18 protein-coding genes, 8 tRNA genes and 3 rRNA genes are annotated in these 22,325 nt (G+C 37.4%); 7 read left to right on the plus strand and 22 right to left on the minus strand.

The window, feature by feature from the left end:
- Positions 1-3: 3 nt before the first annotated feature.
- The 3 genes from D4A81_RS09105 to D4A81_RS09115 all read right to left on the minus strand — a co-directional run bounded on the left by D4A81_RS09105 (position 4) and on the right by D4A81_RS09115 (position 851).
- Positions 4-180: a helix-turn-helix transcriptional regulator gene (locus D4A81_RS09105; protein ID WP_243111772.1), complete on the minus strand. Its 177-nt coding sequence runs from the start codon at positions 178-180 to the stop codon at positions 4-6.
- A 280-nt stretch (positions 181-460) separates the two neighbouring features.
- Complete coding sequence (locus D4A81_RS13180; RefSeq protein ID WP_111524566.1) at positions 461-640, minus strand: hypothetical protein; 180 nt, start codon at positions 638-640, stop codon at positions 461-463.
- Between the two features lie 13 nt (positions 641-653).
- Positions 654-851 carry a helix-turn-helix domain-containing protein gene (locus tag D4A81_RS09115; protein WP_111524565.1) on the minus strand — a complete coding sequence of 66 codons (198 nt, stop codon included), beginning with the start codon at positions 849-851 and terminating at the stop codon, positions 654-656.
- Between the two features lie 208 nt (positions 852-1,059).
- On the opposite strand from D4A81_RS09115, the gene D4A81_RS09120 reads away from it, so the two are divergent.
- From D4A81_RS09120 to D4A81_RS09140, 5 genes are all read left to right on the plus strand, one after another.
- The gene (locus tag D4A81_RS09120) at positions 1,060-1,479 is read left to right on the plus strand and encodes a helix-turn-helix domain-containing protein (protein WP_111524564.1); all 420 of its coding nucleotides are present in this window, start codon (positions 1,060-1,062) and stop codon (positions 1,477-1,479) included.
- A gap of 5 nt (positions 1,480-1,484) precedes the next feature.
- Entirely contained in the window at positions 1,485-1,892 is a 408-nt protein-coding gene (locus D4A81_RS09125) for an ImmA/IrrE family metallo-endopeptidase (RefSeq protein WP_146246994.1), read from the plus strand.
- Positions 1,893-2,073: 181 nt separating this feature from the next.
- Positions 2,074-2,424, plus strand: a complete 351-nt coding sequence (locus D4A81_RS09130; RefSeq protein ID WP_111524562.1) for a type II toxin-antitoxin system PemK/MazF family toxin — start codon at positions 2,074-2,076, stop codon at positions 2,422-2,424.
- 156 nt (positions 2,425-2,580) lie between these two features.
- Positions 2,581-3,558 carry a DUF3644 domain-containing protein gene (locus tag D4A81_RS09135; protein ID WP_111524561.1) on the plus strand — a complete coding sequence of 326 codons (978 nt, stop codon included), beginning with the start codon at positions 2,581-2,583 and terminating at the stop codon, positions 3,556-3,558.
- A 372-nt stretch (positions 3,559-3,930) separates the two neighbouring features.
- Positions 3,931-5,028: a tyrosine-type recombinase/integrase gene (locus D4A81_RS09140; RefSeq protein WP_111524560.1), complete on the plus strand. Its 1,098-nt coding sequence runs from the start codon at positions 3,931-3,933 to the stop codon at positions 5,026-5,028.
- A gap of 150 nt (positions 5,029-5,178) precedes the next feature.
- Here the strand turns inward: D4A81_RS09140 and D4A81_RS09145 are convergent.
- The 11 genes from D4A81_RS09145 to D4A81_RS09195 all read right to left on the minus strand — a co-directional run bounded on the left by D4A81_RS09145 (position 5,179) and on the right by D4A81_RS09195 (position 11,232).
- Positions 5,179-5,264 (minus strand) — tRNA-Leu (locus D4A81_RS09145).
- 6 nt (positions 5,265-5,270) lie between these two features.
- Positions 5,271-5,344 (minus strand) — tRNA-Asp (locus tag D4A81_RS09150).
- Between the two features lie 25 nt (positions 5,345-5,369).
- A tRNA-Asn gene (locus D4A81_RS09155) sits at positions 5,370-5,442 on the minus strand.
- Between the two features lie 27 nt (positions 5,443-5,469).
- Positions 5,470-5,543 (minus strand) — tRNA-Ile (locus D4A81_RS09160).
- A gap of 4 nt (positions 5,544-5,547) precedes the next feature.
- A tRNA-Glu gene (locus tag D4A81_RS09165) sits at positions 5,548-5,619 on the minus strand.
- 197 nt (positions 5,620-5,816) lie between these two features.
- Positions 5,817-8,705, minus strand: a 23S ribosomal RNA gene (locus D4A81_RS09170).
- 203 nt (positions 8,706-8,908) lie between these two features.
- Positions 8,909-8,981 (minus strand) — tRNA-Ala (locus tag D4A81_RS09175).
- Between the two features lie 3 nt (positions 8,982-8,984).
- Positions 8,985-9,102, minus strand: a 5S ribosomal RNA gene (gene rrf / locus D4A81_RS09180).
- A gap of 72 nt (positions 9,103-9,174) precedes the next feature.
- Positions 9,175-10,816 (minus strand): 16S ribosomal RNA (locus tag D4A81_RS09185).
- Together the 16S, 23S and 5S rRNA genes with 8 tRNA genes alongside form the textbook arrangement of a ribosomal RNA operon.
- 185 nt (positions 10,817-11,001) lie before the next feature.
- A tRNA-Ser gene (locus D4A81_RS09190) sits at positions 11,002-11,090 on the minus strand.
- A gap of 56 nt (positions 11,091-11,146) precedes the next feature.
- A tRNA-Ser gene (locus tag D4A81_RS09195) sits at positions 11,147-11,232 on the minus strand.
- A gap of 192 nt (positions 11,233-11,424) precedes the next feature.
- Here D4A81_RS09195 and D4A81_RS09200 point away from each other — a divergent pair.
- A complete protein-coding gene (locus D4A81_RS09200; protein WP_119808251.1) occupies positions 11,425-12,813 on the plus strand; it encodes an ISNCY family transposase in 1,389 nt (462 codons plus the stop codon).
- A gap of 189 nt (positions 12,814-13,002) precedes the next feature.
- Here the strand turns inward: D4A81_RS09200 and D4A81_RS09205 are convergent, their stop codons facing one another.
- The 3 genes from D4A81_RS09205 to D4A81_RS09215 form a co-directional block, all read right to left on the minus strand.
- Entirely contained in the window at positions 13,003-13,407 is a 405-nt protein-coding gene (locus tag D4A81_RS09205; protein ID WP_111525870.1) for a hypothetical protein, read from the minus strand.
- An 82-nt stretch (positions 13,408-13,489) separates the two neighbouring features.
- Positions 13,490-14,782, minus strand: a complete 1,293-nt coding sequence (locus tag D4A81_RS09210) for a UDP-N-acetylglucosamine 1-carboxyvinyltransferase (protein WP_111525868.1) — start codon at positions 14,780-14,782, stop codon at positions 13,490-13,492.
- A gap of 101 nt (positions 14,783-14,883) precedes the next feature.
- Entirely contained in the window at positions 14,884-17,217 is a 2,334-nt protein-coding gene (locus D4A81_RS09215; RefSeq protein WP_111525867.1) for a hypothetical protein, read from the minus strand.
- Between the two features lie 275 nt (positions 17,218-17,492).
- Between D4A81_RS09215 and D4A81_RS09220 the strand changes: the two genes are divergently transcribed.
- A complete protein-coding gene (locus tag D4A81_RS09220) occupies positions 17,493-18,065 on the plus strand; it encodes a TetR/AcrR family transcriptional regulator (protein WP_111525866.1) in 573 nt (190 codons plus the stop codon).
- Between the two features lie 61 nt (positions 18,066-18,126).
- Here D4A81_RS09220 and D4A81_RS09225 read toward each other — a convergent pair whose 3' ends face one another.
- The 5 genes from D4A81_RS09225 to D4A81_RS09245 all read right to left on the minus strand — a co-directional run bounded on the left by D4A81_RS09225 (position 18,127) and on the right by D4A81_RS09245 (position 22,186).
- Complete coding sequence (locus tag D4A81_RS09225; protein WP_111525865.1) at positions 18,127-19,566, minus strand: DUF438 domain-containing protein; 1,440 nt, start codon at positions 19,564-19,566, stop codon at positions 18,127-18,129.
- A 125-nt stretch (positions 19,567-19,691) separates the two neighbouring features.
- Positions 19,692-20,273, minus strand: coding sequence for a TerD family protein (locus tag D4A81_RS09230; protein ID WP_111525864.1), 582 nt, complete (start codon positions 20,271-20,273; stop codon positions 19,692-19,694).
- 112 nt (positions 20,274-20,385) lie between these two features.
- Positions 20,386-20,745 (minus strand): YccF domain-containing protein, encoded by a 360-nt coding sequence (locus D4A81_RS09235; RefSeq protein WP_111525863.1) that lies wholly within the window; start codon positions 20,743-20,745, stop codon positions 20,386-20,388.
- Positions 20,746-20,791: 46 nt separating this feature from the next.
- Complete coding sequence (locus tag D4A81_RS09240; protein ID WP_111525862.1) at positions 20,792-21,109, minus strand: HIRAN domain-containing protein; 318 nt, start codon at positions 21,107-21,109, stop codon at positions 20,792-20,794.
- 87 nt (positions 21,110-21,196) lie between these two features.
- Entirely contained in the window at positions 21,197-22,186 is a 990-nt protein-coding gene (locus D4A81_RS09245) for a helix-turn-helix transcriptional regulator (protein WP_111525861.1), read from the minus strand.
- Between the last annotated feature and the right edge of the window lie 139 nt (positions 22,187-22,325).

The raw sequence follows: 22,325 nt of genomic DNA on the forward strand, positions 1-22,325 counted from the left end.
CTCCTAATCTGTGCAGCTCTTTTTAATTCTTATGTTCTCGATCGGCATTTTGTAAATCTCAGATAATTTTTCAAGTTGAAATGCCGGTATTGCTACTTTGCCTTTTTCCCAATTCAGGATTGTTTGCTGTCCTACTTTTAATTTCATAGCTACTTCCCTTTGGCTAAGCTCTGCATTCACTCTTGCCGCCGCCAAGGATATTTTTAATTCACTTATAAAATCACCTCCTAAAATTCTCTTTATATATTTACTTTGCTCCTAACCACCTTTAAACTGTCCTCACAGGCTCTGCCAAGCCTGAGGTTAAAGAAAGGAGGTTTTAATGGACGATCGATTTTTTGAATCTTGGAATCAAGAGATGAAAGACGACATAATGTATTCAGCTCTCGATGAATCCATAAAAATAATCGAATACCTTGAAGAAACTAACCAAAAGCAGCATAAATACAACATAGCTATTTTAGTGTTTACTATTATCAGTTCCCTGTGCGGTATTATTTCTGTTGTCAGTTTGTTCTTTAAGTAAAGCCTTTATTTCCCTAATTTCTTTTAGGGTTTCTATGTGGAGCGACAACCTATAATTGTTATTCTCCTCCGCAAGTCGCTCCCAGTAGCTTAAAAGTTCATCTGTAAGTTCCATTTTCACCCCCTTTTTAAACCGCTTCTTTTTCTCCTAAAAGCTCTTCAATCGTTACCCCAAAATAGTCGGCTACTTTTTTCAAGTTTGCTACTGTCGGGGAGCTGTTATCCCATCTGGATATAGTGCCGTTTCCTATCTTTGCTTCTTTCTCAAGCTTTGCAATTGCTATTCCTTTCGCCTCGCAGAGTTTTTGTATTTTCTCTAAAATCATGCAAATCCTTTCCTTTTATAAAATTCTTAGAGAAAAATCATAATATCTATTGACTAATAATAGAGAATAATCTAATATATGTATGTCAGTACTTTATGAGATTACATTTTATATGGCTTTTCTCTAAGTCATAAGCCTAGTATATAGAGTAATCTCTAATTTGTCAACAACTTTTTTAGGGTTTTCTCTAAAAATATTAGGAGTAACTATGTCAACAGTAGATAAAGTAAAGAGAATATGTAAAAATAGAAAAATACCCATATCAAGGCTAGAAAAGGATTTAGGATTTTCTAATGGGTACATAAACCAATTAAGAAAGGGAACCTTTCCTTCTGATAGGCTGGCTCTAATTTCAAAATATTTAGATGTTCCTATATCAGAGTTACTAGGAGATAATGTAAATGCCACAAATGATACTCTAACAGCTTCCGATCGCAAAGACATTGCAAAAAGCCTTGATGAGATGATGGAGCAACTTGAGAGCGGAACTGATAGCCCTTTGATGTACAACGGGCAAGAGCTTAGTGAAACTTCAAAGGCACTTCTTCGCAATGCTTTAGAATATGCACTTACAGAAACAAAGAAGGAAAATAAGGTAAAATATAATCCGAACAAGAATAAAGGGTGATAGAATTGAATACCGAAAAAACACGCAAGAAAATAAGAACAATCATTGCATATTATGAGAGAATGACTGGCAGTCGTGATCCGATCCGGATTGCAAAGTTTGCCGGAATAGGAGTCGTAATTTGCCAATTAAATGAACTATCCGGATTTTATAAATTGATAAAACGCAAGAGGTGGATATTTATCAATGAGGATCTGATGGATACAGATATGTTTAGAGTGGTAGTCGCACACGAATTAGGACATGCTTTTTTGCATAGAACCAAGGAATGTGCATTTATAAAAAATCACACTCTACTACTTACTTCGTGGGTAGAGCGTGAAGCTAATATGTTTGCAGCAGAATTGTTAATTCCTGACTGCGATCAATATCAAGTTGTATATCCCAAGGAATTGATGGATATAAAGTTATGAATTATTTGTGAACTTTTTGATTTTAATATTGATTTTTACCTGCTTTATGGTATTATGAATATACCAAAAGCCTTATTCGTTAAGGACACGGCCTTTTAAAGGAGAAAAGAACCTTATTTGTTAAGGTATGAGCAGGTATGTCATTTATGGCATACCTAATTTTTTTATTCAGGAGTTTTCCATGAAATATGATGTATATGGCATTTATCTAATTAACTTTAAAAACAACACTGGAGGAGAACTATCTGGCAACCATTACGCTGTAGTTCTGACAAATATACGCAAAGAGTGTAAAACATTTTTAGTGGCGCCTATCACAAGCAAAAAGCCTGGTAAGAAGTATAGGAACGGAATCACTATTAATTGCCTCAAATACCAACAAAATCCAACTAATGACAAGGCTTTCATCATGGTTGATAAAATAAGAGAAGTCTCAAAGTTTAGAGTCTATGGCGATAAACAGTATGACCTAGATTCTGATGATATAGCAAAGTTGAAAGAATCAATGGCGAAAGTTTTAAATTTGCAATAACACTGGTTCTTGTTTTAAACTTGACTAAACCTCGTTTTAAGATATTTTAAAACAAGTTTTTAAACAAGATAATAAAAAACCACCCGGATAACTGAGCAACTGAAACATACACAATGCTGTAGAGCTTAGAGGGAAGTTTTAAATTTATAGGAGAGTGTGAAATTGGAAGATATTAAAAGTAGACTTGTTGATAAAAGTATTGAGGCATTTATTTTAGGACTGGAGATTTATAATAAACCGACTATTCGATATAGAATTGAGGGTTTTAGCTTCTTTATTTGCAATGCTTGGGAACTGATGTTAAAAGCGGAATTGTTGAACAGAGGTGAAAGTATATATTTCACTGACTCACCTAATAGAACCCTTTCTTTACGAGACGCATTGCAAAGAGTTTATACAGACAAAAAACAACCTCTCAGGGTTAATCTTGAGACTATTATTGACTTAAGAGATACAAGTACTCATTTTATAACCGAGGACTATGAAACTATATATGCCCCATTTTTTCAGGCTTGTGTTATAAATTTCTGTGAGCAAATAAAAAGGTTTCATAAAATAGATATGTCAGAGCACGTGTCTCCAAATTTCTTGACGCTTTCTATTTCGCTAGATGTTCTAACCAACAATGAAATTAGGGGAAAGTATTCTGCTGAAATGGCTGATCGTTTTATTGCAAACAAAAGTGAGTTGGACTTTTTACAGAGTACTAATCAATCGGCTGATTTATTCATACCAATCAGGCATGAATTTGTTCAGATAAAGGATAAGACAAAAGCTGATTTTACATACTCTGTAGATTCAAGCTCTGATATGCCGGCTAAAATCATCACCAAACTGCAAGATCCAAAAGATAAATATACGTTATCAAGAAAGAATGTTATTTCCTTAGTTAATAAGCAAATTAATGTCAAAAATATAAAGTTTGATTATGTATCTTTTAAAGGTGATAATGTCTTCAATGACTATGCACTGAAGCTAATTATGGATTTCTACAACTTGCAAGATGATGAAAGGTACTGCTTTCAATTCGTATCTACCAGAAGATACTCTAGTCAATTAGTGGAGTTTGTTATAGAAGCTATAAAGAATGACTCAAATATTGTTTGTACGATTTTAAAGCATAAAAAAAGATAACCCCAGGCACATAGGAATTCTAAGCTTTAAGCCTACTCCACTTCAGGAACCCAGTGTTTATCCTTCACAAGTTATCTATGGTTATATTCTATGTTGTACACAATACTTTGTCAAGTTTTAGAATATTAATTTTTTATTATTGCCATTTTCCTGATGTCGTGAAAATGGTAAGTATTTGATTTTTAACATTAAATATGCTAACCTAAAGATTTTTATATTAAAAAAGCCACCCGGTACGCCAATACCGAATGGCTGTGTATACCGTTGCAAGCTTCTGCCTGCAAACAATATAACTCTGAACAAGTCATATTGTACCACGCATAGTAGCACCTTGCAACAGGTGTTATTTTTATACCCAAAAAGGAGGTACATATGGCAAAAGCTAAATACAGTAAAGGAAAAGACGGCTACTTCCGTGCGAAAGTATGGGACGGCACTTACAACCCTGATGGATCCAAGCACAGAATAAACTTAACATCCAAGAAGTCCAGTGCTGATTTAGAGAAAAAAGTAAATGAATTTAATTTAAAAGTTCAAAATGCAGAGTTTACTCCGCAAGCGGATGATACTTTTTATGATTATGCCCTCATGTGGCTTGATACATTTAAGACTACAAAAGAGCTTGCTACTTACAAGATGTATGAAACTATAATCAATAAGTACTTTTCTGATTTTAGAATTATAAAAGTTCAAAGTATCACAAGGCATCACATACAAAACTTACTCAATGATAATGCTGACAAGCCTAGAACTTGTCAAAAGATCGCTTTAACCTTTAAGCAAATCATTAAGTCGGCCATAAAGGACTCTATTCTTACTCAAGGCTCGTATCTTATACTTTGTGACGGCCTGCTACTGCCTAAGTATAAAGCTAAAGAACGCCGACCACTTACAAAAGCTGAAGTATCGGCTATAAAAGCAGCACACTTCACTGATACAGAAAAATGCTTGGTTTATATACTGTACTCTTGTGGTCTAAGACGTGAAGAAGTGTTGGCATTGACTGTATCAGACATAGACTTGGAGGGCTCTAATTTAAGCGTAAATAAGGCTTTAGCGTTTGATGGTAATAAATCATACATCAAAGGTACAAAGAGCCACAGAGGCAATCGCAGTGTTCCTCTCACACCTGATTTAAAAGAATTTCTGCAAGGATACTTAAAGGGCTGCAGGTACTATCTATTTGAAAGAGAAGACGGTACGCCTTACAAGCTTCATCAATATAAGGATACGTGGAAGTCTATCAGAGCAAAGATAGAATCATTAGATCCGACATCTGAAGGACTGACAGCACACATATTCAGGCATAACTATTGTACTCGCCTTTGCTATCAGGTACCTACACTGTCAACTAAAATGATTGCGAAGCTTTTGGGGGATTCGGAGAAGATGGTATTAGATATTTATAGCCACATACTCGAGGAAAAAGAAGATGCTCAAACGGCTGTTTCAAATGAATTTTCACTGTAATTTTCTTAGACATTTATTAGACATTTTAATTTTTAAGGCCATTTTTAGACCGATATTAGACATTTAAATGTGTACGAAATCATATACTTTTAATGGCAATTAAAAAGGCTTAAACCCTTACAAATCAAGGATTTAAGCCATACTTCAAACTGCCGCAGACCGGAATCGAACCGGTACGGGTATTTCTACCCACGGGATTTTAAGTCCCGGGCGTCTGCCTGTTCCGCCACTGCGGCAAAAAGCGACCCGAATCGGACTCGAACCGACGACCTCCGCCGTGACAGGGCGGCGCTCTAACCAACTGAGCCATCGGGCCTAAATATTAAGATATAAAATCTTAGCTCCCTGAGTAGGACTCGAACCTACGACACTGCGGTTAACAGCCGCATGCTCTACCGACTGAGCTATCAAGGAATATTGCCCTTAGTAATCTAAGGGCAGTGGAGCTTCAGGGACTCGAACCCGGGACCGATCGGTTATGAGCCGATTGCTCTAACCAACTGAGCTAAAGCTCCAAAGTGACCCCAACGAGATTTGAACTCGTGTTACCGCCGTGAAAGGGCGATGTCTTAACCGCTTGACCATGGGGCCGAACACTGTGATATTTTACTCTTATGAGAATAAAATGTCAAGTATTTTTTGAAGAAAACATACCTTCAAAACTGCCTACCAAACTGCATTTCTTACTTAGCAAAAACTTCGCTTGAGCTTTAGTAAGAAAGTACATCTCAAATTCACTTGCGGATTTAATGATGTATCCGATTATATGTTATAAATTTTCTATCCTTTTGGTTAAACCCTCGACCTATTAGTAACCATCAACTTAATACATTGCTGTACTTACATCTTGGCCCTATCTACCTCGTAGTCTTCAAGGGGTCTTACTGTTTTCACATGAGATATCCCATCTTAAGGGGGGCTTCACGCTTAGATGCCTTCAGCGTTTATCCCGTCCCGACATAGCTACCCTGCCATGGAGTTACTCTCCAACAGGTACACCAGCGGTCAGTCCGTCCCGGTCCTCTCGTACTAAGGACGGCTCCTCTCAAATATCTTACGCCCACGCCGGATAGGGACCGAACTGTCTCACGACGTTCTGAACCCAGCTCGCGTACCGCTTTAATGGGCGAACAGCCCAACCCTTGGGACCTGCTACAGCCCCAGGATGCGATGAGCCGACATCGAGGTGCCAAACCACTCCGTCGATGTGAACTCTTGGGAGTGATAAGCCTGTTATCCCCAGGGTAGCTTTTATCCGTTGAGCGATGGCAATCCCACTTTATGCCACCGGATCACTAAGTCCTACTTTCGTACCTGCTCCACCCGTCGGTGTCGCAGTCAAGCTCCCTTCTGCCTTTGCACTCTTTGAATGGTTTCCGACCATTCTGAGGGAACCTTCGAGCGCCTCCGATACTCTTTCGGAGGCGACCGCCCCAGTCAAACTCCCCGTCTGGCATTGTCCCCCACCCGGATAACGGATGCAGGTTAGAAATCCAGCAATACAGGGGTGGTATCCCAACGGCGACTCTGCATAAACTGGCGTCCATGCTTCTTAGTCTCCCACCTATCCTGTACGAGTATTACCGAATCCCAGTACCAAACTGGAGTAAAGCTCCATGGGGTCTTTCCGTCCTGGCGCAGGTAACCAGCATCTTCACTGGTACTTCAATTTCACCGGGTGCATTGTTGAGACAGCGCTCAAATCATTACGCCTTTCGTGCGGGTCGGAACTTACCCGACAAGGAATTTCGCTACCTTAGGACCGTTATAGTTACGGCCGCCGTTTACTGGGGCTTCAATTCAAAGCTTCGTTTCCTGACTTCTCCTCTTAACCTTCCAGCACCGGGCAGGCGTCAGCCCATATACTTCACCTTGCGGTTTCGCATAGACCTGTGTTTTTGCTAAACAGTTGCTTGAGCCTTTTTTCTGCGACCACTATTTCTAGTGGCACCCCTTCTCCCGAAGTTACGGGGTCATTTTGCCGAGTTCCTTAACAATGCTTCTCCCGCCGGCCTTAGGATTCTCTCCTCATCTACCTGTGTCGGTTTGCGGTACGGGTACATATAATACAATAGCGGCTTTTCTTGACGGCTCCCTAACCGACTTCCCTACTATTTTTCGGTACGCATCACGTCTTCCCTTTGCATGGTGGATTTTCCTCCCATACAGGTACTTCGCTTGCCCCGGTTTTTGTCCTCCCGGGTTCGGTTTTTAGTCTCCGTGTCCCCACAGTTCTGATTATATGTAGTACAGGAATCTGTACCTGTTATCCATCGACTACGTCTTTCGACCTTGCCTTAGGCCCCGACTTACCCTGAGTAGATCAGCTTTACTCAGGAAACCTTAGATATTCGGCCAAGAGGATTCTCACCTCTTTCTCGCTACTCATTCCGGCATTCTCTCTTCTTATTACTCCACCACTCCTTTCGGTATGGCTTCTACGCCTCTAAGAATGCTCCTCTACCAATGTATATATTACATTCCTAGGCTTCGGTGGTGTGTTTAGCCCCGGACATTTTCGGCGCAGGACCTCTCGACTAGTGAGCTGTTACGCACTCTTTTAATGTATGGCTGCTTCTAAGCCAACATCCTAGCTGTCTTCGAAATCCCACATCCTTTTCCACTTAACACACACTTTGGGACCTTAGCCGTAGGTCTGGGCTCTTTCCCTTTTGACTACCCAACTTATCTCGTGTAGTCTGACTCCCGTTAATCATCTATCCGGCATTCGGAGTTTGATATCTCTTGGTAGGCTTTGACGCCCCCGCAAAAATTCAGTGCTCTACCTCCGGTAGACTAATAACGAGGCTAGTCCTAAAACTATTTCGAGGAGAACCAGCTATCTCCGGGTTCGATTGGAATTTCTCCCCTATCCACACCTCATCGCCACCCTTTTCAACGGATGTGCGTTCGGTCCTCCATTCACTTTTACGCGAACTTCAACCTGGACATGGATAGATCACCCGGTTTCGGGTCTACACATACTGACTACATTCGCCCTATTAAGACTTGGTTTCCCTTCGGCTCCGTATCTTTAATACTTAACCTCGCCTGTACATGTAACTCGCCGGACCGTTCTACAAAAAGTACGCGGTTCACCTTTCGGTGTTCCACAGTTTGTAAACATAGGGTTTCAGGTTCTTTTTCACTCCCCTCCCGGGGTTCTTTTCACCTTTCCTTCACAGTACTATACGCTATCGGTCACTGACTAGTATTTAGCCTTGGGGGGTGGTCCCCCCTGCTTCCCACAAGGTTTCTCGTGTCTCGTGGTACTCTGGATACTGCTAGATTAAATACATTTTCCCTTACACGGCTCTCACGCTCTTTGGCCCGCTTTTCCAAAACGGTTCAGGTAATGTATCTTACTCATGTCGCAGTCCTCAACCCCGCAGTGCACGCACCACGGTTTGGGCTCTTACGATTTCGCTCGCCGCTACTTTCGCAATCACTTTTGTTTTCTTTTCCTCCGGCTACTTAGATGTTTCAGTTCACCGGGTTCCCCTCTGTACGTTATGTATTGGCGTACAGATACTTGGAGTTCTTCCAAGTGGGTTTCCCCATTCAGACATCTGCGGATTACTGAATATGTGCTTCTCCCCGCAGCTTTTCGCAGCTTGTCACGTCTTTCTTCGGCTGTCAGTGCCTAGGCATCCACCCTACGCTCTTTATGTTTAACCTCTTAAATCATTTAGATTTAGTGTTCATGTATGACACTAGCGTGTATCATACACTATGTTTAAAAATTTATTTTTGTTATTTAAAATATTAATTACTTAAAGCAATTAATACCTCGGATGTCTAATTATAAAATATTTATATAATTTCTCGTTTGGTATGCAGTTTTCAAGGTACATTTAGTTAAAGCTTGTCACTTTAACAGTGGAGATGGAGAGATTCGAACTCTTGACCCCCTGCTTGCAAGGCAGGTGCTCTCCCAACTGAGCTACACCCCCATAAATTGGCATCCACCTACTCTCCCATACCGTCTCCAGTATAGTACCATCGGCCGACTAGGTCTTAACCATCGTGTTCGGAATGGGAACGGGTGTGTCCCCTAGACGCATCGACACCAATAATGTTATGTTTTAGTTTTATCCTTGATAATATAAAACTAAACAGTACTCACAACCCCTACTTTTTCCTTAGAAAGGAGGTGATCCAGCCGCACCTTCCGATACGGCTACCTTGTTACGACTTCACCCCAGTTATCCTCCCTGCCTTCGGCAGCTCCCTCCCACACTGCTAAACATAACTTACTGCTATTCTTTATATCATATAATGATACTCATCCATAAACCTAGCGGTTTATTACTTTGTATCATTATCACAGCTTTATGTTTACCAGTGTGGGTTGGGTCACTGACTTCGGGCATTGATGACTCCCATGGTGTGACGGGCGGTGTGTACAAGACCCGGGAACGTATTCACCGCAGCATTCTGATCTGCGATTACTAGCGATTCCAGCTTCATATAGTCGAGTTGCAGACTACAATCCGAACTGAGACGTTATTTTTGTGATTTGCTTGGCTTCGCAGCTTTGCCTCACTTTGTTTACGCCATTGTAGCACGTGTGTAGCCCAAATCATAAGGGGCATGATGATTTGACGTCATCCCCACCTTCCTCCGGATTATCTCCGGCTGTCTCGTCAGAGTGCCCATCTTACTGCTGGCTACTGACGACAAGGGTTGCGCTCGTTGCGGGACTTAACCCAACATCTCACGACACGAGCTGACGACAACCATGCACCACCTGTATCCCTTGCCCCGAAGGGCTAGCTTCATTACAAAGCTATTCAAGAGTATGTCAAGATTTGGTAAGGTTCTTCGCGTTGCTTCGAATTAAACCACATGCTCCACCGCTTGTGCGGGTCCCCGTCAATTCCTTTGAGTTTCATTCTTGCGAACGTACTCCCCAGGTGGAATACTTAATGCGTTAGCTTGCGGCACCGAAGAGTTTTCCTCCCCGACACCAAGTATTCATCGTTTACTGCGTGGACTACCAGGGTATCTAATCCTGTTTGCTCCCCACGCCTTCGAGCCTCAACGTCAGTTGTCGTCCAGTAAGCCGCCTTCGCCTCCGGTGTTCCTCCTAATATCTACGCATTTCACCGCTACACTAGGAATTCCGCTTACCTCTCCGACACTCAAGCTATACAGTTTCCAAAGCAGTTCATGGGTTGAGCCCACGCCTTTCACTTCAGACTTGCATCGCCGTCTGCGCTCCCTTTACACCCAGTAAATCCGGATAACGCTTGCCCCCTACGTATTACCGCGGCTGCTGGCACGTAGTTAGCCGGGGCTTCTTAGTCAGGTACCGTCATTTTCTTCCCTGCTGATAGAGCTTTACATACCGAAATACTTCTTCACTCACGCGGCGTCGCTGGATCAGGGTTCCCCCCATTGTCCAATATTCCCCACTGCTGCCTCCCGTAGGAGTTTGGGCCGTGTCTCAGTCCCAATGTGGCCGTTCACCCTCTCAGGCCGGCTACCGATCGTCGCCTTGGTGAGCCTCTACCTCACCAACTAGCTAATCGGACGCGGATCCATCTTATACCTATAAATATTTTACCCCTGCACCATGCGGTGCTGTGGTCTTATGCGGTCTTAGCGGAAATTTCTCTCCGTTATCCCCCTGTATAAGGCAGGTTATCCACGCGTTACTCACCCGTCCGCCACTAAGTCTATTAAAATTCCATCCGAAAACTTCCTTTTAATAGCTTCGTTCGACTTGCATGTGTTAAGCACGCCGCCAGCGTTCATCCTGAGCCAGGATCAAACTCTCATATAAAAGTTTAATCTAGCCTTCTCGCTAGCTTGCATCATCTGTTTTCACAGATCTACTGTTTTTTAAAGGTTTTAAATTCTGTTCGAATCTAAACGTTGTTTTTACTGAAATCTCATCGATTATTTCAAAATAATCAAGTTATTTTCAGGGTTGTGTGTACTGTTTAATCTTAAATTATCAAGGTTCAACGCAGAAGGAGGGATTTGAACCCTCGCACCGCTATTAACAGCCTACTCCCTTTCCAGGGGAGCCCCTTCAACCACTTGGGTACTTCTGCTTGGTTGCGAGTTTTCCTTCTTCTGTTTTCCTTTCTGCTTTTGGGCAAAAAGTAAACGGAGAGGGTGGGATTCGAACCCACGCGCCCTTGCGGACAAACGGTTTTCAAGACCGCCTCGTTATGACCACTTCGATACCTCTCCGTAACTGCCTCATTATAATATCGCACCAAGCGATTAATGTCAAGCATTTATTTTTATTTTTTTTAAAAATATAAGCCATAAATGATAAAGTCCTAGTATACCACAAATAAAAATGTCCCACTTATGGTAGAATACTATTTTGTATATTCTAACACTAGGAGGAACTGACTTATCAGAAAGGTTATTTTATCAATGGATGAACAAAGAAAGTATGATGTTATCAAAGGTCTGGTGGATCACCCAGATACAGCCAATAAGGATAGAGCCGCTCTTATCCTAGGATGCACCAAAAGGCATATAAACCGTATGATACAGGGTTATATTAAATATGGTAAGGCATTCTTTATTCATGGTAACAGAGGCAAAAAGCCGGCTACCACTATCTGTCCTGATATCAGAAGTCAGGTTCTTGATCTATACAGAACTAAATACTACGAGGCTAACTTTGAACACTATACAGAGCTTCTAAAAAAGCATGAAGGCATAAGCATCTCTTCTTCCTCTGTAATGAGTATTTTGGAGTCAGAGTACATTCTATCTCCAAAGGCTACAAAAGCTAAGCGTAGACGCATTAAGCAAACTCTCAGAGCTAAGAAGGAAGCTGCAACATCAAAAAGGGAATTATCACAGATACAAGCTAACTTAGTAGCAGTTGAAGATGCTCACAGTCGTCGTCCAAGATGTGCTTATTTTGGTGAATTGCTTCAGATGGATGCTACCCCTTATGAATGGGTGCCGGGGCAGATATGGCATCTACATTTGGCTATTGATGATGCCTCAGGTGTTGTCACAGGTGCCTGGTTTGACACTCAGGAGACTCTTAATGGATACTACCATGTATTTGAGCAGATTCTTACTGATTATGGTATTCCTTATAAGTTTCTTACTGATAAACGAACTGTATTTACTTACAAGAAAAAAGGTGCCTTATCTGACGACAAAGACACCTATACACAGTTTGCATACGCCTGTAAGCAACTTGGCACACAGCTTGAATCAAGCAGCGTACCACAGGCTAAAGGACGTATAGAACGATTGAATCAGACTTTACAGTCACGCCTGCCTATTGAGTTTAGACTCGCAGGCGTAACCGATATCCATAAAGCCAATGAATTCATTTACCACTACATAAAAGAATTCAATGAGAAGTTCGCACTTCCACTTTATGGTATCAAATCTGTCTTTGAAACGCAACCATCTAAAGAAAAAATAAATCTTACTTTGGCGGTTTTAACTGAGAGAACTGTTGATGCCGGACATGCGATTCAATTCGAGAAGAAATTTTATAAGATGATAGATAATAAAGGATTGCAGACCCATTATCGAAAAGGTACCAAGGTTATGCTTATCAAGGCATTTGATAAGTCTATGTTTGCGTGCGTAAATGACAAAGATATTTATGCACTAGAAGAAATACCGGCTCATGAGCATAAATCTAAGGACTTGGACGCTGACTACAAACAGCCAAAGCCTAGAAAGCCTTATATACCTCCAATGAACCATCCTTGGAGATTGGATGCCTTTAATAAATTCGCACACTCACAGCCACACAGAATTGAAGAAGACATAAAAAGTGCATAATAAAAGCCCCTTTGTGGGGGCTTATAAATTAATTATTTTGGGACATAATCATTTATGCTTGACAGCATTTATTTTTATTTTTTTTAAAAATTTCAAATATAAAAAATCTTGTATTTATTGTTATTCCTCACCGCATTAATCTTATACTTATATTAGATACATTAAATCATTAGAACTGATAGACTATGTTTAATATACTTCATATACGATATCGTTGTCAGCTTGAAACTTATCATCAAATTTTATAATTAAGTACAACTTACCTGCTGGAGATTCTCCCACATAATAGCCAATACCAAAATTATTATAACATCCGCTCTTATCAAATATAATATCACTTAACTTTAGTGCATCTATATCTTGATATTCATATTGATTTTTTATAATTCTTCTCGCCTCTTTATCAAGTAGATACAATTCACTTATAATTTTTTTAATAAGTGAACTCGAAATTAAAGCCATATCTTCTTCACTATATCCTGTAAAGTTAAAATTTATTTCTTTATCTGATAAAATAATCGTGAAATAAACACTACCATAACTACTATACCAGTCCTTTAGCTTACATACAGAAAGTAGATCCTCTTTTTTCATACCTATTCCTTCCACTATATTTTTCAATTTGCAATATTCACGAAAAATGCGGACAGCATAGCCATCCGCAAATAAAATACCCTTATACAACCTTTATATTAAATTTTCTTGCCTCAGCTTCATTGTCAACTTCTCTTATATCAGCTCCCAATGAAACCAATTTTCCTTCAAAATCTTCATATCCTCTTTTTATATATTTAATATCATCTACTGTAGTTTGCCCCTCTGCAGCAAGGCCTGCCAACACTAAGGCTGCTCCTGCTCTTAAGTCCGGAGCCTTCAATGACGCACCTCTTAATTTTTCCACACCAATAACCATAGCGGTATTACCCTCTACTTTTATATTAGTTCCCATTCTTGCAAGTTCATCAACATACTTAAATCTGTTCTCAAATATACTCTCAACAACAAGGCTGCTTCCGCTAGCCAGTGCCAACGCAGTGGTTATCTGTGGCTGCATGTCTGTAGGAAAACCCGGATATGGCAATGTCTTTATATTAGTTGACTTTTGATTGTTCTTAGCAATGACCCTTATTGCATCATCAAATTCAACAACCTCACATCCCATCTCCATAAGTTTTGCACTTATAGCCTCCATATGCTTTGGTATAACATTTTTTACAGTAATATCACCTTTTGTAATAGCTGCAGCACACATAAATGTACCTGCCTCAATTTGATCAGGAATAATAGAATACTGACTGCCATGCAATGACTTCACTCCCTTTATCCTGATTACATCTGTACCTGCACCTTTTATATCGGCTCCCATGCTATTTAAGAAATTGGCAACATCCACTATATGTGGCTCTTTAGCCGCATTCTCTATAAGCGTTCTGCCCTCTGCCAAAGACGCCGCCATCATTATATTTATTGTAGCACCCACTGACACTGTATCAAGATATATATCAGCTGCAACCAAATCTATAGCATGTGCCTTCACCCTGCCTGATTCAATTTTAATTTCAGCTCCTAATGCTTTAAATCCCTTCAAATGAAGGTCTATTGGTCTTGAGCCTATATTACAACCACCCGGAAGTGCTACCTCAGCACTTTTATATTTACCTAAAAGTGCACCAATAAAGTAGTATGATGCCCTAATTCTTCTTATAAACTCATCATCTACCAACACATCTTTCACTGTAGAAGCATTAATCTTTACACTATGCCTGTCCAATCTTTCAACATTTGCACCTATAGCCCTGATTGCTTCAAGCATTACATTAATATCCTTTACATCCGGTAAATTCTCTATTAAAACATCTTCATCAGTCATTATGGCTGCTGCCAGTATTCCAAGTGCAGCATTCTTTGCACCACCTATGGCAACTTCTCCTACCAATGGACTTCCACCATTCATTATATATTGAGCCATATTTCTCCTCTGTATAAAACTTTATTTTTATGCTTTATCAATAAGTTTCCAAAACCTTATGTTAAATCTTTCTTTTTTCTTATGATATTAATTCTATCACATTACATTCTAAAGGTAAAGAAACAAGAAAAGTCATTTTGAGTGCTATTGAATATACTTTGAGCTTCAATTACATCTATTTTCTGTACACTTGAGGTATTTATATCATATACCGTGACAGTTTTGGAATCATAGGCCGTAAGAATAACCGGATTATTAATTGCTGTAAATGTAAACACAGGTTTTTTTATTGTCAAGAAATACATGGCTTCCTTTAAAGTTATCCCCTGAAATCTTGTAAACTCATTATTTTCCCAGCCATTTACATATTCTCCAACTTTTGATATATCAAAATTTGTATTGGCTGCTGTATCTACCATAGCTCTCACATACACCATTATTCCATTTCTTCTAACGAATCCCATATCCGTATAGGCATCTTCTATTGCGTCTACAGGATCATAATAAATACCCTCTAATTTGGAATTAATATAAACATAATACATATTCTGTATATATGACTTATTTAAGACCATATTATACTCTACATTATCAACATTTATCTCAAGATCTTTTGAATAAGAAACTTCACTTTCTATCCACTTGTTATTATCAACAACATAATTCTTGCCTCTAAAGCTGTCCATGTAAGTTGATACTCTACTATCACTTGCTACAGACTTATTACTTATTATAGTATCCTCTCCTGATCGTGTGAAATTTTCTCCATCATATTGATAAAGGTCTATATGTACACGATTTCCACTCACATTTATATTGTCAATATACCTATCATCATAAGTATACTCTTTTTGTAATTCTAAAAGATTATTGTATATGCTGACCTTCTCAAAAATACTTCCTGTAGATTTTCCATTAATTGTGTTTGAAACATTTTGTGATTCTATTGCTACAACCAAATCACTTCCTATATACCCTATAGGTAACATTACTTCATTTGCATTATCTAATCTCTTATTTTCTCCTGCAACGAAATTATAAATATTTAATCCATCGCCTGTATTCCAGGATATCAGACTCTTATCTTGACTTATAGAATACTTTCCACTGGAAAGATTCTCTGCCACTGTTACATAGCTCCCAGAAGATATATCTAAGCCCACTACCTTATCAAGAAGCTTCAGGTATAACATTGAATTATCTCCCAGATATGCCAACTCATCAATAGATTCCTTTAGACTGGCAGCATCTATATCTGTTTTTACAAATGCAAGTTTTGAAACTCTTTTAGTATCTTCCATATACTTTAGTAGGCATACTCCAACATCTCCCAAATGAGAAGCTTCTATATTGTAGCCATAATTGATAAAATACAATCCATCTCCAAATTTTAAAGGTATAAGATAATTATTTTTTCCGGCACTGTATACCATTTCCAGGCTTCCATTTTTACTATTTGATAAAAATAGTTTGTTATCTGCTAAAAATGCAATCTTATCACCTTTATTTGATATAACCTTATTGACTCTATTTCCTATCCCTAATTCAAGCTTCCTCTCATATGTAAGATTATTTGTCAGCCTTTGGTTCATAGTTCTAGTATAATCAAGCATGTAAAGTCTTTGTGTACCGGACTTACAAATAAAATTCTCTTCTATATTGTAGCTTTTACTCTCTGAATCAGCACTGAAACTAAAATGAATTTCTCCAACCTTACCATTGTAGTTAACTAAAGATACTTCCTTCTCATTAGGTGTCAAATTCATACCATTGTAGCACATCATATCAAAGTCAGATTTCAATGTAACATATTCAAGTCCTCTAGAATTTCCGGTTCCGTCACTCTCCAAATATATTGTATTATCTCTTGCATTATTACTGTCAAAATTATTATTGGAAAAAGTATTTGCCATATCTATAAGTTTCTTGACAAATTCTGTATCACTTCTAATAATCCTTGTATAATAATGAAAGACTTTTCCACTTGCATATAGTCTAAGCTGCAAAGAATACTCCTTATCCTCTTCCACTAAGCTTGAAAGATGTAAATCAATGATATCACTTTCTATTTTTGTTCTATCACCACTTTCTACAAGCTCATTTGTATCAAACTTTCTTATTTCATAATCATACTCCTGTATATCAGCTACATTTGCATCTACAATTCTAAATTTCATACTGAAATCATCCAGTACAAGTGAAAGTATATTATCAGATACTTCTGTATCCATCTCATCACTATATCCATACATCTTATTTATATAATAATCACCAAGAACATTATATATCTTCGGTATATTCATATCACTATTTTCGACATCATCACCTATACCATTTACACTATTTTTCCTCAAAAATGAATATAACAAAAACCCTATTACTGCTAATAGGAATACAAATACAAATATAATATATCTAAATTTTTTATTTCTCATAAATAATCCTTATTTCAATCTCTCAGTCATTAATGTGGAGTTTTACTCCGAAAATGTATTATACTATATTTTAAGCTCTACTTGAAATGATTTTTATAAAAACCTCAATATAAATAATAATTATATTTTTCTATTGCTTTTTTATATAGAAATGATTATACTTTTAAGTACATTAATATACAACAGTTAACTAAATGATAGTAGTCATTTAAGCATCAATTTTTAGATATTAGTCTAAAATAGAACTTTATTATAAGAATTTATACGGAGGAATTATGAGCGAACAAACTTTAGACAGACGAGTGAGAAAGACTAGGTCTCAGCTTAGAAGATGCCTAAGTATTCTGCTCGAAACAAAAAAAATTCAAAATATTACCGTAAAAGAATTGTCACAGATGGCAGATATTAACCGTGGTACCTTTTATCTACACTACAAAGATGTCTATGACTTACTTGAGCATATTCAAAAAGATCTTTTAAAAGATTTTGAGAGTATACTAACTACCATAGCTCCGGACACTGACAACCTGGTTCCATTTATAGAGGCTCTTTTTGTATTCATATACAATAATAGAGATATGTCAAAGATATTTTTACATGATGACTTGGATGCAAACTTTTCAGCAGAACTAAGAGAAAAATTGAGAATATGTGTATTCAACAAATACAAGGCATTCATTAAACAAAAAAATATGCCTTACTTTGAATTATACTACGATTTCATTTTGTCAGGCTGTCTTGGCTTACTTGTAAGATGGGTAGACAGTGAGTTTGATATGACTCCAAGTGAACTTGCTATTCTTACAAACTCTTTTATTCGCTCAGGACTTACAAAGATAATTAAATAATTAAAAAATGGGCTTATGATATTCATAGGCCCATTTAAAATATAATTTTTTATAAAAACTATTATTCCTTATCTTCTTCCTCAAAATGTTTTCTTGCGAAATCCATATCCTGTACTATTTCCATAGTGCCAAGATACTTTCTATTCTTATCTCTAACAGCCATATATCTCACCAACATGTCCTTATTATTCTTCTTCATCCAGATAGAGACCTCATCCCTGCTACCATCTTTAAATCCTGAAATAATCTCTCTAACCATTGGTTCTATCTTAGGTGGATGACAAGAAAATACATCTCTGTCAATAGCCATCAACGGTCTCTTGAATGCTTTTGGAGAATCATTGTCATTGAAAAATCTATTAATATCATTCTCATCAACAAATGTAATCTCCAATGGCATAGTATCCAATAACGCAATAAGTTGTTCTTTTGTAAAATGTCCTCCCGGTAATACTATCTCACCATCAATATCATCAAACTCTCTCCTTATTCTCTTTGCTCTGTCAAAACTTTCCGGTATTATATCTAAACAGTTTTCATATCCCTTGCTATCTATATAAATATTTATCCAATCTTCATCCGAGAAATTTTGGGCACATATAGGAAACAGGATATTTTCTTCTTTATAAATCATCTCCTGCATTCTGGTAATTACGGCCTTTATATCCTCCAACCACTTTTCATCTTCTTTTTCTACCTTAGCTAGTCTACCAAGCTCATCTCGTATTTCATCATCTACCGACCACATAACGCTTGATGGTCCGGAAACATTATACTTAGTCTTTAACAGTGGGTATAATAGATCTCCTTTTTTTGCATAATGTAGAGATACCTCTCTTATTTTTGCAAACAGCTCTCTGTCTATATCTTGCTTTTTCACATCTTCTAAAAACTCATTCAGGTATTTCTCCAATTTTTTATTTTCTGCAGTAAATGTAGCAAGTGGATGTCCTTTAGTTTCTATAAGTTTGCTCACATCTTTACTATCACCATATTCTATTTCTTCACCATTCACCTCGTTACTTGTGGCACCATGAAATAAAGCAGAATGAATATCACATAGCTTTTGCACCTCATGATATGGCACACCTGATTCCATCAAAGATTGCTCAGCTTTCATGATTTCACTTGCATCTACTGACTCAAAATTTTCTCTAAACTCTTTTTGAACTGACTCCAGTGATTCACCCTTGGAAAGTCTTATTAAATACTGCTTCAATAAATTTGCATTATCATCCTCTATAATATCTTTTGAATCTTTTTTATCATCACCATCTCCTAATATATCATATCCATGCTCTCTAAAAACTTCCTTTATTTTATCCAAAGGAATTCCCTTCATTTCAGATCCCTTCCTTATGGTTATTATTCTACCCATAGAATTTAGCATTGCGGGTTTTTTTATATCTGAAAATCCAAGTCCTGCAAATATTTCTATAAAATCAGGATATTTCTCTGCCAGCTCAAAAACCGGTTTATTTAAATCAAGTACCTTGCTCATATAATTCTCCTTTTTATCTAAGTTAGTATATCCTAATTATAGCACTTGACAATAACTATTTCAGTATTATTTGTTACAAAATAAAAAGGACTGCCACATAATATGCACAGTCCAAAATTTAAAAATTAATCTGCATCAATACCATACATATTGCAAAGTGCAGCTAATCCACCTTGATATCCGCTGCCTATAGCATTGAATTTCCACTCTTCACCATTTTTATATAATTCGCCAAATACTACTGCAGTTTCAATAGAGAAATCCTCTCCAAGGTCATATCTTAAAAGTTCTTCTCCTGAATTCTCATCAAAAATTCTAACAAATGCATTAGAAACCTGTCCGAAGTTTTGTCTTCTGGCATCTGCCTCATAAATAGTAACAGTGAATGCAATCTTTGTAATCTCTGCAGGAACTTTTGATAAGTCAATCTTAATCTGCTCATCATCACCATCACCAGCACCTGTAAGATTATCTCCCAAATGGCTTATAGCCCCTGATACATGGTTTAAATTTCCAAAGAATACAAAATCATTTTGACTTGAAACCTTACCTGAATCTGTCAAGCAAAATGCTGCTGCATCCAAATCAAAATCTGATCCTGTATCATAGGCATTAGTATCCCATCCCAGTCCTACTACCACATTCTTTAAACCCGGATTTCCCTTTGTAAGACTGACTTTTTGTCCTTTTTTTAAACTAATTGGCATATAATCCTCCTAAATATATATCATTGATATATTATTTTACCAAAATCTATCAACCTAATAATATATCAATTATGCTATTTTTTCAATCAGCTAATCTATAATTTAAGAATGTTTATTCTATTCTTGCACCAAATGGCATCAATGCAAGCTTTGCAATCTTAAAAAACTGTAGCCCAAATGGAATTCCTATTATTGTAACACAAAGTATTAATCCAATAATTGTATTTACTATTGCCATCTCTGTTCCAAAGAAAATCAACCAAAAAATATTTATAATGAAGCTTCCTGCACCTCCACCATATACCACCTCCTTACCAAACGGACAAAATGCCAATCCTGCAAACTTAAAACACTGAAGTCCTATAGGTATGCCTATAACTGTTATACAACATATAATTCCTGCCAATATCCAAGCCAATCCACTGATAAATCCACCAAAAATAAGCCACAATATATTACCTAAAAAACTCATGATATCTCCTTATAATTCCTAAAATAATTAATACAACCATAATATGCTAGCTTATATTATCTAGCAATGATTTCTTTGTAACTTTACAAATAATACCTTTTTCCGTTTTATGTACCACCTTGACGCTAGCAGTGTCACCTATTTTATCATATAGCCTTCCTGCACTAACAGACTCGCCCAGAACTGTATATGGACTGTTTGCCACATATCCTATCTTTCCAATACCTTCGCAAAGTATCTTTATAGCCTCTCTGTCATATTCATTGTCAGGTTCTTTCTTTAAAGTAAGCTTCATATCTTTTTCTAAAAATTCACTTCCAAAGTAATGCCTTGTGCCGGTTAATGTTATAAAAATTTTATCCATAGTAACCTCCAATCAATTTTTATTTGACTGTAGTATACCACCTAAACTGTCCGTTAAAAATACCTTATAAGTATAACAAACAACTATCTATTCGTACTTTTTTATAAATTCTTTAGTGTATTCCCTCAACTCATCCACCACTTCCCTTGGTGAAATTATTTCCACATCATTACCAAGACTAAAAATCCATCCAAAAAACTGTGGACTGATGTTAATATCCACAACCAGTTCACTATGATTCTCATCCTTACTTATAAAAATTATATCTTTCCCAAATCTATCTATAAAAACTCCACACATATGATTGGCAAACCTTATGCAAACCTTAGTCTTTTCACCATGATACATCCCAAAAGTAGCCTTGGAATATTTTGCCATATCAAAGTTTTTAAACTCATCCTTTCCTGCTCTCTCATCATTGCAAACCTCAATATACATCATCTTGTCCACTCGATAATGCTTTATTTTTTTGTCCCAATCATCAAAAGCAATCATATAGTAATTTTCATCATCCCAAAGCAATGCCCAGGGACTTACCACAAAATATATACCACCATGTCTTTCAATCAACTTTTTATTAATGTCCCATTTATAATACTTAAATTTGATCTTTTTATTCTGATTGATAGCAGTATGTATATCGTCCACGTTATAGTATACACTTTCATTCATTGTCTTTACACGATCATTTATAAATATCTGCCTTTGTAATTGCTTAGCTTGATGTTCACTTACAAAACCTTTTACCTTTGAAATCAATGTCTTTGACTTTTTCTGTGTAATGAATTTGGCTGACTGCACTGCATCTATCAAGAGCTTGACCTCGGCAAGTTCAAAATCTCTACCTGCAATATGATAAAAAGTTTCTCTTCCCTTTTGCTCCTTTATGATTTCAATACCAAAATTTGCCATATCCTTAAAATCTTCATAAATACTCTTTCTTTCTGCACTTACACCATATTTATAAAGCTCTTCAAGTATCTGCGGCATAGTAAGACTATGTTCATCATCAGTCTTTTCTAACATTACTTTCATAAGATATGTAAATTTAAATTTTTGATTGCTCCCCCTTGACATATGACTCCTTTATTTTTAAGTATTTTCGCTTGTAATTGTATCATAATTATAATTAAGCTTAAACTCAAATCTATTTTTAGACTTCTCTTAAATAAGTTGTTCTATGTACAGCTTTTTATAGTCCTCAAACCTTCACATT

This window comes from Lachnoanaerobaculum umeaense (assembly GCF_003589745.1).
Classification (GTDB): domain Bacteria; phylum Bacillota; class Clostridia; order Lachnospirales; family Lachnospiraceae; genus Lachnoanaerobaculum; species Lachnoanaerobaculum umeaense.

Excerpts from the sequence above, each read along its gene's own strand:
- D4A81_RS13180 (WP_111524566.1), bottom strand. The coding sequence starts at position 640 with ATGGAACTTACAGATGAACTTTTAAGCTACTGGGAGCGACTTGCGGAG.
- D4A81_RS09115 (WP_111524565.1), bottom strand. The coding sequence starts at position 851 with ATGATTTTAGAGAAAATACAAAAACTCTGCGAGGCGAAAGGAATAGCA.
- D4A81_RS09120 (WP_111524564.1), top strand. The coding sequence starts at position 1,060 with ATGTCAACAGTAGATAAAGTAAAGAGAATATGTAAAAATAGAAAAATA.
- D4A81_RS09130 (WP_111524562.1), top strand. The coding sequence starts at position 2,074 with ATGAAATATGATGTATATGGCATTTATCTAATTAACTTTAAAAACAAC.
- D4A81_RS09140 (WP_111524560.1), top strand. The coding sequence starts at position 3,931 with ATGGCAAAAGCTAAATACAGTAAAGGAAAAGACGGCTACTTCCGTGCG.
- D4A81_RS09200 (WP_119808251.1), top strand. The coding sequence starts at position 11,425 with ATGGATGAACAAAGAAAGTATGATGTTATCAAAGGTCTGGTGGATCAC.
- D4A81_RS09205 (WP_111525870.1), bottom strand. The coding sequence starts at position 13,407 with ATGAAAAAAGAGGATCTACTTTCTGTATGTAAGCTAAAGGACTGGTAT.
- D4A81_RS09210 (WP_111525868.1), bottom strand. The coding sequence starts at position 14,782 with ATGGCTCAATATATAATGAATGGTGGAAGTCCATTGGTAGGAGAAGTT.
- D4A81_RS09215 (WP_111525867.1), bottom strand. The coding sequence starts at position 17,217 with ATGAGAAATAAAAAATTTAGATATATTATATTTGTATTTGTATTCCTA.
- D4A81_RS09220 (WP_111525866.1), top strand. The coding sequence starts at position 17,493 with ATGAGCGAACAAACTTTAGACAGACGAGTGAGAAAGACTAGGTCTCAG.
- D4A81_RS09225 (WP_111525865.1), bottom strand. The coding sequence starts at position 19,566 with ATGAGCAAGGTACTTGATTTAAATAAACCGGTTTTTGAGCTGGCAGAG.
- D4A81_RS09230 (WP_111525864.1), bottom strand. The coding sequence starts at position 20,273 with ATGCCAATTAGTTTAAAAAAAGGACAAAAAGTCAGTCTTACAAAGGGA.
- D4A81_RS09235 (WP_111525863.1), bottom strand. The coding sequence starts at position 20,745 with ATGAGTTTTTTAGGTAATATATTGTGGCTTATTTTTGGTGGATTTATC.
- D4A81_RS09240 (WP_111525862.1), bottom strand. The coding sequence starts at position 21,109 with ATGGATAAAATTTTTATAACATTAACCGGCACAAGGCATTACTTTGGA.
- D4A81_RS09245 (WP_111525861.1), bottom strand. The coding sequence starts at position 22,186 with ATGTCAAGGGGGAGCAATCAAAAATTTAAATTTACATATCTTATGAAA.